Source organism: Paenibacillus polysaccharolyticus, assembly GCF_023714295.1.
Classification (GTDB): domain Bacteria; phylum Bacillota; class Bacilli; order Paenibacillales; family Paenibacillaceae; genus Paenibacillus; species Paenibacillus polysaccharolyticus_A.
Window position 1 is genome coordinate 190393 of sequence record NZ_JAMAUN010000010.1, and the last position, 13523, is coordinate 203915.

At 46.4% G+C, this 13523-nt stretch carries 10 protein-coding genes; 4 read left to right on the plus strand and 6 right to left on the minus strand.

Annotated features, from left to right (window positions below; genetic code table 11):
* Positions 1 to 54 precede the first annotated feature (54 nt).
* Both M3629_RS21610 and M3629_RS21615 read right to left on the minus strand, forming a co-directional pair.
* On the minus strand, positions 55 to 888 hold the full coding sequence (locus M3629_RS21610) for an ABC transporter permease subunit (protein ID WP_251510120.1): 834 nt from the start codon (positions 886 to 888) through the stop codon (positions 55 to 57).
* Entirely contained in the window at positions 881 to 1783 is a 903-nt protein-coding gene (locus M3629_RS21615) for an ABC transporter ATP-binding protein (RefSeq protein WP_251510122.1), read from the minus strand. The genes M3629_RS21610 and M3629_RS21615 overlap by 8 nt, the downstream gene beginning before the upstream one ends.
* Before the next feature lie 361 nt (positions 1784 to 2144).
* Here M3629_RS21615 and M3629_RS21620 point away from each other — a divergent pair, with 361 nt between their 5' ends.
* A complete protein-coding gene (locus M3629_RS21620) occupies positions 2145 to 3980 on the plus strand; it encodes an HSP90 family protein (protein WP_251510124.1) in 1836 nt (611 codons plus the stop codon).
* Positions 3980 to 5035 carry a hypothetical protein gene (locus M3629_RS21625; protein WP_251510126.1) on the plus strand — a complete coding sequence of 352 codons (1056 nt, stop codon included), beginning with the start codon at positions 3980 to 3982 and terminating at the stop codon, positions 5033 to 5035. Before M3629_RS21620 ends, M3629_RS21625 begins: the two co-directional genes overlap by 1 nt.
* A 71-nt stretch (positions 5036 to 5106) precedes the next feature.
* Here M3629_RS21625 and M3629_RS21630 read toward each other — a convergent pair whose 3' ends face one another.
* The 4 genes from M3629_RS21630 to M3629_RS21645 form a co-directional block, all read right to left on the minus strand.
* Positions 5107 to 7332 (minus strand): serine hydrolase, encoded by a 2226-nt coding sequence (locus M3629_RS21630; protein ID WP_251510127.1) that lies wholly within the window; start codon positions 7330 to 7332, stop codon positions 5107 to 5109.
* Positions 7333 to 7381: 49 nt separating this feature from the next.
* Entirely contained in the window at positions 7382 to 8161 is a 780-nt protein-coding gene (locus tag M3629_RS21635) for a DUF3169 family protein (RefSeq protein WP_251510129.1), read from the minus strand.
* Entirely contained in the window at positions 8145 to 8372 is a 228-nt protein-coding gene (locus M3629_RS21640) for a helix-turn-helix transcriptional regulator (protein ID WP_090918145.1), read from the minus strand. Before M3629_RS21640 ends, M3629_RS21635 begins: the two co-directional genes overlap by 17 nt.
* 171 nt (positions 8373 to 8543) lie before the next feature.
* Entirely contained in the window at positions 8544 to 9848 is a 1305-nt protein-coding gene (locus M3629_RS21645) for an MFS transporter (RefSeq protein ID WP_154890871.1), read from the minus strand.
* A 145-nt stretch (positions 9849 to 9993) separates the two neighbouring features.
* Here M3629_RS21645 and M3629_RS21650 point away from each other — a divergent pair, with 145 nt between their 5' ends.
* Complete coding sequence (locus tag M3629_RS21650) at positions 9994 to 11838, plus strand: ABC transporter substrate-binding protein (protein WP_251510135.1); 1845 nt, start codon at positions 9994 to 9996, stop codon at positions 11836 to 11838.
* 152 nt (positions 11839 to 11990) lie between these two features.
* Positions 11991 to 13214, plus strand: a complete 1224-nt coding sequence (locus tag M3629_RS21655) for an outer membrane lipoprotein-sorting protein (RefSeq protein WP_251510149.1) — start codon at positions 11991 to 11993, stop codon at positions 13212 to 13214.
* Positions 13215 to 13523 lie beyond the last annotated feature (309 nt).

Below are 13523 nucleotides of genomic sequence, written 5' to 3' on the forward strand. Positions count from 1 at the left end.
AATCATCCCAAGTACATGTCTCCACATCATAACTCGCGTCTATTTATTTCTCAATCAGATCTGACTCTCCGCAAGTTGCTGACGGCGGTTCCACATGGTTACGAGGCGGAGTAAAATAAAGCTCGTGAGCAGCATCGCTGTACCGGTGCCCAGCAACATCCATGGCCCAATCATTAACATGCCGGTAGCCTGACCAGCAATCAGGGCAATCAGGGGCAAGACAACAAGTCCGCCAAGCTGGTAAGCTTCCTGAAATCCCCGTACTTTAGCCGAGATCAGCACATTGAGGAGAATAACGGCTAAACTGCATGTAGGGACCACCCAAAGGATCAGAATGATCCAGTTCCAGTTCGGAAACATCAGTGTGCCGAAGATCGGGTACATCAGGATGTTGGCAATGACCCCATAGATGATGAAGGTCACCCAGGACAACAACACTGACGGAATGAAAGCAGCCAGAACTTTACCTCTAAACAGTGTACTCATGCTCATTGGTGTAAATAGCAAACCTTCCAGTGTCTTGCGTTCCTTCTCGCCAGCGAAACTGTTGGCAGTCAGGATGCTGGAAGCCATCACTGGAATGATGAGAAACAAGGGGGCGAACATATACAAGCCAAGAAAATAAACAATGCGTTGATTGTCTGTGCTCATGGTAGCAAGGGAGGGCATCTGTCCACTCTGAATGAGCTTGTCTAATGTGTCCAATACAACATTTAAGTTACTAATCGAGTGTAGATCCACGCGGGATGCAACCCACAACATAGCAGAGGGAACAATGATTCCGATAATTAGCGGTACAATCAGCATAGGCAGCCATAGTTGCACACTGGATGTGACAGAACGAATATCTTTACGAATGAGTGCACGTATCGCCTGACGATTATTCATGTGCATTCGCCTCCCTTATCGCAAAATAGATGCTTTCCAGATCATTGCCTTCCATACGTGCCTGATAAACCTGACCATGCCCGGTCAACTCCCGAAGCAGCAACGGAATATGCTCTCGAGACGAGAGTTGGTATGTTGCTGTATGTGCTGTAACCGTCTCAGGCGAATAAATCCCCGTCTTCCAACCGTTTGGCATATCTGCTTCGACCTCTAGCCGAGGTGCGGATTGATAACGCTGAATGATCTCCTGTTCAGTCCCTTTCTCAACAACACGACCCTTTTCCATAAAAATATAATGATCACACACGGCGGAAAGCTGAGTAAGCACGTGTGAGGAGATGAGAATCGTCAGGTTCAGCTCCGTATTTAACTGACGAATGATACGAAGAACCATCTGGATTCCGTCAGGATCGAGACCGTTGGTCGGCTCATCGAGAAACAGAATCGAAGGGCGGTGCAACAGCACCCGTGCCAGACCTAAACGTTTCTTCATCCCTGTGCTATAGGTACCGACCTTACGATGCTGGTAATCCTGAATTTCAAGGAGATGCACCAACTCGTCGATGCGTTCAGTTGCACGTTTTAGCCCAAAGGCATCCGCAAAAAATAGAAGATTATCCCGCCCACTCATATTTTCGTACAAGCCGCTTTGCTCGGTCAGCGTTCCGCAGATTCCCAGCACCTTTTCTGTTTCTATCGATGTATCCATGCCTTGGATGGTAACCTGCCCGCTGTTTGCGCCCAGAACTCCGTTCATGATCCGAATGAGGGTTGTTTTACCCGAGCCGTTTGGGCCAATAAGCCCGGTTATACTGCCTTGTTTAATCGTAAAGCTGACTTCCTGCAAAGCTTGCTGCTCACCAAAATGTTTATTTATATCCTGTACCTTAATCATGTATAATCACCGTCCATTTTCTAATTTGATGATTATACGTCTAGCGGTGCCTGATCGTTCAACTAAGGACTAAAGAAATATATTATTGCTTCAATAGTCCTGAAATCCTAGTGCATAATTCCCCGGGAAATTCCACCAAATCGGGTCTAAGGTTTGTTTTTTTGGCAGGCTGTACAATGTATCCTTGAAAAGAAGGTATGAAGGCCGTTTGATTGCTGTTTCATTACTATAGATAATGGAGTAATAGAGTATAGGCCAATATATACATAATGAGTTCGTCTAACACATTCATTTACTCAGTGTGAAGGTATTAAAGTCACCTGAGCGCTGTGTTAGACCCAAAGGAAAGGTGAAGTGATTCATGAGTACACCCAATGAATACCGTTTTCAGGTCAACCTGAGCGGAATGATCCAAATTTTATCGAATCATTTATACAGCAGTCCAAAAGTTTTCCTGCGTGAACTTATGCAGAATGCAACAGATGCGATCACGGCACGCAAGGAAGTGGAGCCGGGATACCAGGGAGAAGCCCGTATTGAGCTAACCGGAACCGGAGATCAGTTGACGATGATGGTGGAGGATAACGGAGTTGGTTTGACTGAAGCCGACATCCATGAGTTTCTAGCGATGATTGGACAATCCTCCAAGCGGGGACAACAGGCATTGCTGGATGGCGAGACATCGTTTATTGGGCGTTTTGGTATTGGTCTGCTGAGTTGTTTCATGGTCAGTCATGAAATTGTCATGCTGACTCAATCGGTGAAGGGCGGCCCTTCCATGGAGTGGCGCGGCAAGCCGGATGGTACATATACGATCAGGCAGCTGGACACGCAATTGTCTCCCGGAACGAAAGTATATCTGCGTTGTACGCCGGAAGCGGCACATTATTTTGAAGCGGAGTATGTGAAAGAAGCTTTATTTTATTATGGTGCGCTTCTTCCATATCCGGTCACGTTGATTCATGACGGGAAGCAGACTGTTGTTAATCAGGATTCTCCAATCTGGTTAACACGTCCAGAGCTTGCTCGTTCCTGCCGCGCGGAAGTGCTTGCTTTTGGCGAACGTCTGCTGGGAGAGAAGTTCCAGGATTTCATCCCGCTGACAACAGCTTCGGGGCGCACGGGAGGCATTGCCTATGTGTTGCCGCACGCCGTGAATTTGAATGCCAAGCGTTCTCACCGGGTCTATCTGAAGCGAATGCTGATTTCGGAGAAGGCCGAGAATATTTTGCCGGAGTGGGCGTTTTTTGTAAAATGTCTGATCTGGACCGACGAGCTGCAGCCGACCGCATCAAGAGAGCATTTTTATGAAAATGAAAAGCTGGAAGAAGTGCGCTCCGAGCTCGGAGACGCCCTGCGGATGGGACTGGCCGAGATGGCTGAACAGCAGACTGAACGTCTGCAGAAGCTGATTCGTCTGCATGCTCTCTCGATGAAGGCGCTGGCTGTTCAGGATGAGCAATTTTACGCGATGATTCATCGCTGGTTGCCTTTCGAAACAACGCGTGGACACCGGGAGCTGGGTGAACTGATTGATGAAGGAGAGACACTGTACTACACCAGCACCATTGATGAATACCGCCAGATTAACCATGTGGCTTCTGCACAGTCCATGTTGGTCGTTAACGCAGGTTACATCTACGATAAAGAACTGATGGGGATGTTGCCTGTCATACTGAATAATGTAGAGACAGAGCGAATCGAGCCAGATGAAGTATCGATGACGTTCACAGATATTGCACCAGCTGAGCGCAACCAATATTATGATGCATTGCGTCTGGCAGATTCGGCGTTACAACGTTTCCGCTGCCGCGCAGAAGTAAAAGGATTCAAGCCCGCTGACTTGCCGGTGTTGTTCACCCTTTCTCAGGAATCATCCACGCTGCGTGCGCTGGAAAAGGCCAGCGAAGAGAGCACGGATTTATTTTCCTCTGTTCTTGGTTCGTTGTCGTCAGGCATTCATTCGGCAGGGTACTCAACGTTGTATCTGAATGTGAACAATCCGATCATTAAACGGGTGTTGACGTCACCAGATAATCAGATGACACCGATTGCTATTGAAATGTTGTATGTCAACGCACTGATGATGGGGCATTATGCCATGAACAAGCAGGAGCTTGAAGTATTGAACCAGGGAATTGTACGGTTTATTGATTGGGGTTTAAGCGCAAATACGAATCATGAGGGAGATGCCTGATGAAGACAGAGATGGATTTCGAAGATTTGATGGAAGAGGCCTATCAGCTGCCGAATGGTTCCGCAAAGCTTGGTTTTTTGGAGGAAGCAGCGCGGGTGGCTGATCTCAATGGTATGGTTGAGGAGGCATACGAAGCACGTTCAGAGATTGTGGATGTCGCCACCTTCTGTGGATATCCGATGAAAGCTTTGATCGCTTTCTCCTGGCAACTAGGCAAGTTTGATCAGCAACCAGAGCTGTATGATGAAGAAACGTTATTGTGGTCTTATAAATGGATTCTTGGCAAAATGCCCGATTTCCCGGAAATCTCACGTGAAAAGATCATGGAGCTGCTCGAGGATTTCGGAGCAAGGTTTAAGTCCTATGGGTACAGCGAGCGTTCTTACTGGTACTACCGTTTCCGCATTTTTATGGATTTCGGAGAGCTGGAAGAAGCGGGGCGCAGTTATGACAAGTTTAGAGCGTTAGACCGTGACTTCATGAGTGACTGCGAGGCGTGTGAGCAGGACGAGATTTTGCGTTATTTTATGTTAAAGGGAGACGACGAGAAGGTGTTGGAAGTCGCCAAGCCGATTCTCAAAGGACGCATGAGCTGTGCGGAGATCCCACATCTGACCTTGTCCGAAGTTCTGATGCCACTGTATCGTTTGGGACGGAAGGATGAGGCAGATAAACATCAGGTTAAAGGATATCGTTTGATCAAAGGTGAAAATGATTTCGTGCAGAGTTTTTCAGAGCAGATGGAGTATCTCGCACTTACGAATCCTGCCAAAGGGATTGATATCCTTGAAGAAACACTGGTGCTCGCAGCCGATCATGAGGATGCGTATGCCAAAATGATGTATTATGCGAAGGCAGCTTCGTTATTGCGGCGCTGGGCTGAAGAAAAGGACTCAGAAGGGTATCGCTTGCGCCTGCCGGCTTCATTCCCATATGAGGGAGACCCGGGAGATCTTCTCAAACTTGCGGATTACTTTGAAGAGTATGCCCAAGCTACGGCAGCCAAGTTTGATCAGCGCAACGGAAACACACATGTATCCTCGTTAATTGCATAATTTAAAAGGCTTGTTCGTGAAGGGGAATCCCTTGCGAACAAGCCTTTTTGTTGTTAGCTTTTACGGCATATTTATTGAACGGATGTTGCTGGAGGAGCGCTTTCTGTCGCTTGATTAGGCGTATTCTCAGCTTTGCTCTCTGGCGTCGCGGCTTCTTTAGTAATCTTCTCAGATCCTGCCTGCTCTGGTTGCTGTGCAGCCATCAATTCAGCGACAATACGATCGGTCGGCTGTGTGATTAACGCATACATGATCGCAGCGTGTTCCTGACGAATGAGAGGTTTGCGTGAGAGGTAATCTGAAGCATTGTCCTCCAGCATTTTGACCTCAGGGCCGTAGATACCCAGCTTCACCATCATTTGCACTGCAGGCACAGCCCAAGCATCTGTGTGGCCTGCAAGTTTAACGTCCTTAAACAGTTCGCTTGGATACTGCAGCTGAAATACTCTCCATATCATAACTGCTGCTTCTTGCCGAACAATGGCTTGATCGGGTTTAAACTGTTTCTCGTCTGCACCTGTAATCATACCCATTTCATAAGCAAGCTGGATATAGCCAGCTGAGGCATGGCTAGCCCAGTCGGTGTCTGCAGGTGCTGGTGTTTTGCTAGGCTTGAGTCCACTTAATTTAAGAATATCCTCGATAAATTCCGCACGAGTTACAGTCGTTTTAGGCATGAAAGACTGGTTAGCTTCATTATCGAAATATCCAAGCGATTGCAAGCTATGGATCGCTTGAGCATAAGGATTGTTCTTCTTAACATCCAGGAAGCCCGCCGCTTTTTGCCCTTTTTTGGCATATCCGAATGGGTTGAGATACGGCTCTCTCATGTAGGTTGTTCCATCTTCATAGGTTTTGAAGGCTGTGAACTGTCCTGTTAATTCATCCGTGAACAGATTGTCTTCCACTTGAATCAGCTTACGTTCACCCAGATACGGATCACTAATGCTTAATTGACTGGACGTTTCACCGCCAGTTTGCAATTTGCTGATGAGTGCACTGATCCGAAGGTCGGCATAAAAACCGTTGAAACGTTGCAACTCTTCCGCAGGTTGCGGTGTGTAATCCTTGAATTGTACGGGTTTAGCGTACTGAGGAAAGAAGTTTTGAATAAAGGCCGAGTAGAGCAGGTTACGCAGAGCTCCATTCTGATTATAGGTAAGGAAGACGCCTGTGTTCTGCTCAGGAATAAAAAATAGATAAGAGCTGTAACCTGACAGGTCTCCTGCTTTGGTGATTACTTTGGAACTGCTTCCCGCCCCAGGGAGCTGAAATGGTGCTTCGAATCCGTACGTGCTATCCGGCAGCAACGGGTGAATGGAAGAGCGATACTGCTCCATACTTTTCACGGTTGCTGGTTTCAAAATCTGCTGGTTATCTTTCTTGCCGTCATTCAGAAAGGCAATCATAAACTTGCCGATGTCATCCGCGGTAGACAGCATGCCGCCTTGTGGCAATGGATTGGGATCAATGAAGTACATGTCAACCGGATTGTGAGCTGCATCATAACCAGTGGCAAGCTGTTTCTGGAATTTTTCATCTAGCATAAAACTGCTGTTGTTCATGCCCAGTGGTTTAAAAATATTTTCCTGCATGTACGTTTCAAACGGCTCGCCGCTGACATTTTCCACGATCAACCCGAGTAGCAAAAACGAGAAGTTATCGTACATGTAGGCGCTACCAGGCTTTCGCACAACAGGAGGCATGTGCTTCTCGGCGTATTCCTCCATCGTTATGTACTTGCCTTGGTCTGTGTGGATGTCTTCCGGCTGTGGATCACGGATTTCAAACCCGGTGGTATGTGTCAACAGATGTTCTACGGTTACTTCCGCATCGAATGGATTCTCGAAGTGCAAACCCTTCACATAGGTCTGAAAATCAGCCTTCAGGTCGACCTTGCCTTGCTCAACAAGCTGCATGACCGCAGCAGCTGTGAAGGTTTTGGAGACTGAGGCGACACGAAAAGCGGTGTTTTTCGGATCGACAGGTGTTTTTTTGTCCAGATCGGCATGACCGTATCCTTTTTCAGCAATAACTTGACCATCCTTCACAACGACAACAGATGCACCAACATAATGGGGTTTGGTTTCAGATGAGGCAAAGAACTTATCCAGAAAAGCATTAGCCGATTCGGCATTCAGTGTTACAGGCTGCTTCGAACCGTCAGAGTCAGGGGCTGTTGCCCCTGTCTGAGCCTGAACCTGGGGAGCCCAGAGGCTGAGAGAAAGAACAACTGCCATACATGCGCTGGTCAGCGCCGTCCATTTGGACCGGGTATTTCGATTGAATAAATACACATCATCACTCCTTTAGTCATTTTTACCAAAGTAGGTAGTTCACTGTGTATTACTGCTTCTGAGCACGATAAGTTTCACGAAAATAAACGCCGATGTTGATGATCCAGATGACTGACAGCAGTATGATCGGGAAAGCGGCAAAGGAAAATAAGATCGAATATACGACTAAAGCGGCCATACCGACGCCAAGCAGGAGATTCATCATCTGAAACGAGCGATAGGCTGCGCGATACACGATCCATTTCTCCCCCTCATCCAGCTTTTCGAAGTGATTTTTCTGCATGTTGCGGGAGTTCAAGTCCAGTGCGCGATCAGGGAAGTAGCGATTGTAACGTTTGATCGTCACGCTCTGCAGGACAACGACGATGATTACAGCGATGCAGGCGGCGACCAAATTTCCAAGCGTAAACAGATTGCTAGACTTGGGCAAGTCTCTACTCGATGCGTATAACGACAAGGCAAGGGCGACCCATGCAAATGAAGTAATCACACTGAACGTGCTAAGCATCATGGCGCTTCCCAGCGAACGTTCAGCAGGGGACATCAAGGAGGGATGGTCACTTACATCATCCGCTTCATCTTCTTCAGGACGGGCAGAAGGAGTACGAGCCAGACTAATGCTGTTCCAAATGGTCATAACAAGCACCGCCAGAGCGATCAGGGCAAACAGCAGGTCGTAATCGTAATAAACGGACAGGGTCCAGTTCAGATCAGAGGGAAGCTTGGTGATTGCGGCTGAGGAAATAAATCCGACAACAGCACCGCCAGCGGCATAGAGCGGAAGACGCATTCTTCTTTTTTTGGATGAGGTATTAGCGGTTGGATTCATCTATATTTCCACCTTTCAATTCAAATATTTTTTCAACAGATTCGCCGAACACATGAGCTATTTTTAATGCCAGAACGACCGAGGGAGAATAATCTCCGCGTTCAATCAGAGCAATGGTTTGCCTTGATGCTCCGATGAGCTTCGCCAGCTCTGCCTGAGACAATCGGTCTCTGGCTCGTAACTCCCGAACGTGATTGTGTAATTCTTCCATGTACTCACCTCCATGAATACAATGTATATGATAATCGACTAAATGTAAAGTATAATATACAAAATGAATATGATTGTTTACTGTTAAAGATGATGAAAGAACTCGAATAAACGTAAAAAAGAGCCCCGAAAGGCTCTCAAATGTTTATTTGCGTCTATGGATAGATATTGCTTAAGAGGCATCTGCAAAGGAAGTGTTTGGATTGCGTTTGGCCTCTGCTCGAAGTGACATTCGAAAAAAGAAAAGGGCTCCCAAACCTGCTGTCAGGTATAAACCGGCCATCACATATGAAGGGAAGAGAGCTCCTATTGCCAGGCCAAGACTTCCCAGCAGAGCGGCAACATTATAGCTGAGTCCATCAGCTGCCAGGTATGCCGCGCGGTTTGAATCGGGAATGATGCCGGCTAGAAGAACCTGACGCACAGGTGAATACATAAGCTCCCCAATGGTGAACAGTACAGCAGAAGTTATAAGCAACCATGCCCAGTTACTGAAAGCCAGAACGACAAAACCAGAGGTATAGAGGAGCATTCCGGCTGTTATGATCGTTTTGGAACTGATGCGTCTGATGTACTTGCCGAATGGAATGGCAATTAAGGCAACCATTACTGTGTTGATGATTATGACTATGCTGAACATGTGAAGGCCCGATATATGAAAGCCGAGAAATTCTGAAGCAAATTCATTTTTTAACCTTACGGCAATATATTTATCCAACTGAAATTCAAGGGCAACTGCAAGAACGGTTGCTGTAAAAAAGCCCATAAAACGTTTATCGCGAAGTATTTTTTTGTACGTGTTTAACATGTTGTTTTGTAAAGCTGACTTCAATTGTCCAGAGGGTTCAGATGGTGGAGATACAGATGGGTCATTTGCTGAATTAATTGAAACGTAATGTTTATTTACCATTGTTTCATGAATTAGAAATAGTAGAATTAGCAAGGTTACGATACTTTCCGCACATACCAGACTAAACAGTAGAAAACGAAATGATTCAAATAAAAGGCCTCCCAGCAATGCACCGAAAGTTATGGCTACATTGGTTGTCCAGTACTGCAAACCATAGATGTAATGACGTTCCTGCTCACTGCTTACATCAACAATCATGGCACTTGCAATCGGAGCGGTTATCCCTGAACTGATACTGCTAAGTAGAAACATAAGACATGTAAGTGTGACAGAATTCATCCAGGGTGAATTGGCAGCTGCGAGCCAGAATAGAGAAAATACCTGCAGACTTTGGGCGATGACCATCAGTTTTTTACGTCCCATTCGATCAGACAAGTATCCAGCGGCAAGTCCCGCCAGCATGGAAGCAGCAATATTAACGGTCAGTAGGAGCCCTGCCCATCCAACGCCAATCTGTATACTCAAATAAATCCCCATAAACGGAAGAACAGTCTTTTGTGTCAGATCAGTAAAAAAATCAGTAACAATTCGAATTTTAATATTCGAGTGCAAATCAGCAAATTTCATAGCAAGTATGTCTTCCTTCCTGTGGTCATGTTGATATTATCGAGTATAATAAAATAAAACCTGAAGAAAAACTGTATACATGGTCGTTCATGTTTCGTATTTTAGGGAACAAAGAAAATGGACCATTCGGAGGGACATAAATCGCATGGATATATCGGAGCATTATATACAATTGCGCTTGAAGCTTAAGCATGTACGTGATGATCAAGAGCTTTACATCACTATGGGTGAACTTGCGGATTATCTGTGCTGTACGATGCGTAACATGAATCTGATTATGAACAAGTTTCAGGAGCATGGTTGGGCAAGATGGAGCCCGCAGCGCGGAAGAGGAAAAAAGTCCATTCTGGTCTTTTGCAAGCCAGTGGCAGAAGTTGCTGCAGAACGTTTTGATCAGCTTCTGCATGCAAACAGGATGGAAGAAGCCTATGAAATGTCCTCATCCCTGCCACCTCAGTTAAGAGAGAGGCTGTTGCATAGTCTGCAACTTCAATTTGGACTACGTTCCTTTGAAGGGGTTGCAGGTAGAACGGATACATTACGAATTCCGCAGAATACTCATTTCCAGACCTTTGACCCAACGCAGACGGCGATGTGGGGGGAAGGTTTTATTATCACTGAGGTTTTTGACCGTCTGGTTCGTTACAATGCAGAGCGGCAGCAATGTGAGCCAAGTCTGGCTATAGCGTGGGAGAGTGATCAGGAGGGTAGAGAGTGGACGTTTTATCTGAACAAAGGCGTTCAGTTTCATCATGGTCGTGTGATGGAAGCAGCAGATGTTAAATTTACGTTTGATCGTATCGTTACTGATCCGGATAATCCTTGCAAAACCATGTTTGGTTCAATTCAACATGTTGAATTGATAGACAACCTGACCGTACGCTTTGTGCTACATAAGCCTAACTTCATGTTGCCTGATCTGCTGAGCAGTTTGTGTGCTTCGATTGTACCTAGGGATGTACAGATGGAACCCCTTCGTCCGATTGGAACAGGACCTTATCGAATTACGCATCATGACGCGACCTTGTTGGTAATGGAGGTATTCCCGACTTATTTCCGAGGCCGAGCATATATTGATCGGGTTGAATTCTTGCAGCTTCCTCAAGCAGACTTGACTGAATCTTTAGTTAAGAAGCGTCTATTTTCAGACGGTGAACTTCGTTCTGTGGAGCATGAGATTCAGGGCGGTGTATTTATGACGTTTAATATGCAAAAGGAAGGCCCGCATCATGATCTTTATTTCCGTCAAGCTGTCCGGCTGTTACTCGATTCGGATCAGTTGGTTGAATCAATGGATAATCCTTACATGGAGAAGGTCGATCGTTTGAATCATGTTCGAGCACGGGAGCAACAAAATGTAATTCCTTCTGAAGAGGCTGTGACAGGTCAGACGGGATCGGACAAGTCGGGACTTGTACAGGCAGCAACGTTGCTTGAGCGCAGTGCTTACCAGGGACAACCGTTGCGAGTCTGGGTTGAAGAAGGGGAGCAGATGGAGGCAGATATGGCTTGGTTTGCCAAGCGTTGTGAAACAGTGGGTTTAAACATAACTGTTGTGACTGGCGATCCTGTTCATATGGTCTATCATGACGAACTGCAGCCTTATGAGATGATCTATACGGGAGAAGTATTTGATGAGCATGTGATGCGGAGTCTGATAACGATGTATACATTCGGAAATACGTTATTTCTGCTTGCAATGAATGATTATTGGAGAGCCGAGCTTGCCCAAGCATGTGAAAATATCGTTATGATTCAGGAACCTGTGCTACGTATGGAAAGATTAATTCAACTGGAGGGGCGGCTGGTTGAAGAGGCGCTTATACTGCCGGTATATGCTTTCAAAGAAGTGCACGCCCATGATGTCTCGCTACGGAATTACAAAATTTCAGGCTATGGTTTGCCGGATTTGCGGCAACTTTGGATTAAAAGAAAAACAGATGCGCCGAATACGGAGACAAGTTATCCGGTGTATATCCCGCTGTGGTAGACAAGAAATCCGTTTCAACAACGTTTCATGCCATGCTTGTCAAACTAGTCCGCATATATCGAACAAGTCCCTCATAACATGTACTAATCAAGTAGGGGTTCTGCTGTACGCACAATCCTGAAGTGAAAACATGTGCTAAAGGGGATGATGTCATGCGCCGAATATCATGGATGCTTGCCATGGTATTGGTCTTATCGGCCTTACTTGCCGCCTGCGGGAAGAAGGATGCGGCAGCTGTGGTCAAAGATCTGAACGAAGTCGTTGGAGAGATGGAAAGTTACCAGGGAGAAGGCGTTATGACGCTGCATACCGGAGAAACACCGCAGCAGTACAAGGTCGAGGTATGGCATCAGAAGCCTTCGTATTACCGCATTGCGTTAACCAATGCTAAGAAAGATGTTACGCAAATTGTACTTCGTAACGATGAAGGTGTGTTTGTACTGACACCGAGCCAGAATAAAAGCTTCCGTTTCCAAAGTGATTGGCCAGATAACCAGGGTCAGGTTTACTTGTATGAAACGTTGATTCGAAGCATTACAGGGGATACGACCCGTCAGTTTGCAGATGAAAAGGAAAGCTATGTATTCGATGTTGCTGCCAACTACAATACACATGCTCTCGTAAGACAAAAAATCTGGCTGAACAAGAGTGATTACGCACCAAAACAAGTAGAGGTGTCCGACTCCAATGCCAATGTGGTGGTGGACGTGAAGTTTGACAGCTTCAAGTTCGGAGCCGAATTTGGAAAAGATGCCTTTGATATGCAACGCAACATGACGGCTGCAACCGAAGAAGGAAATAAGACAGGCACTGATGCTGGTGCGGCTCCAGCGGAGAAAACGGATGACGCCGCCGGACAACAACCTGCTAATCCTCAGGCTACGCCAGGCTCCGAGGGAACCGGGGGAGCTGTTGATGGGCAGACAGGCGTAAGTGAGGGTACGGATCAACAAGGAACACAAGGAGCAGGAGGTTCAGAAGGGGCAGCAAGTGGGCAGGGTACCGAAGAACCTACTGTGGCTGAACCGCAAGAAGGCGAGAGCTTTGGTGTCATCCAACCGACATATGCTCCGGAAGGTGTTAAGTTGAAGGATGATCAAATTCTGGAGGAGTCTGGTAATTATTCTGTTCTGCTCCGGTATGAGGGTACCTATAACTACTCCATATTTGAAGCAAGACCTCAGGATCGTGCTGTATCCCTTGCCCCTTCCCGTCTGGTTGATCTTGGATTTACAGCGGGTATGATTAGCGGAGATGCTTTGCAGACGCTGACCTGGACTTCTGATGGCGTGGAATACCGAATTACAAGCGCGGATCTGCCTGAGAATGAGATGGTACGTATAGCGACCTCCATGCAGGAAGAGTCAGGTAAATAAAACGAGAACGCATAGCCGTGCTATCCCAAGGAATGCTATAGAGCATCGGAGAATTCAATTCTCCGGTGCTTTATCTATTTTTACAGTGCCCAAGAACATGCCTAGTTCAGTCTAAAAATACAAAATACGCTTCTACGCGCAGTGAACCGGGTAATAAGCTGATGTAAGCAAGTAATATACAGCTGTATATTGAGACTCAAGCGGACTGTAATAACTGTGCTTATCGGCCGTCTTCTGCACTTGATTATGGTTCTCTGAAGGCTATTACAGCATATGATCTGAGAAGCGAAATTTCTGCTTATTTGACAG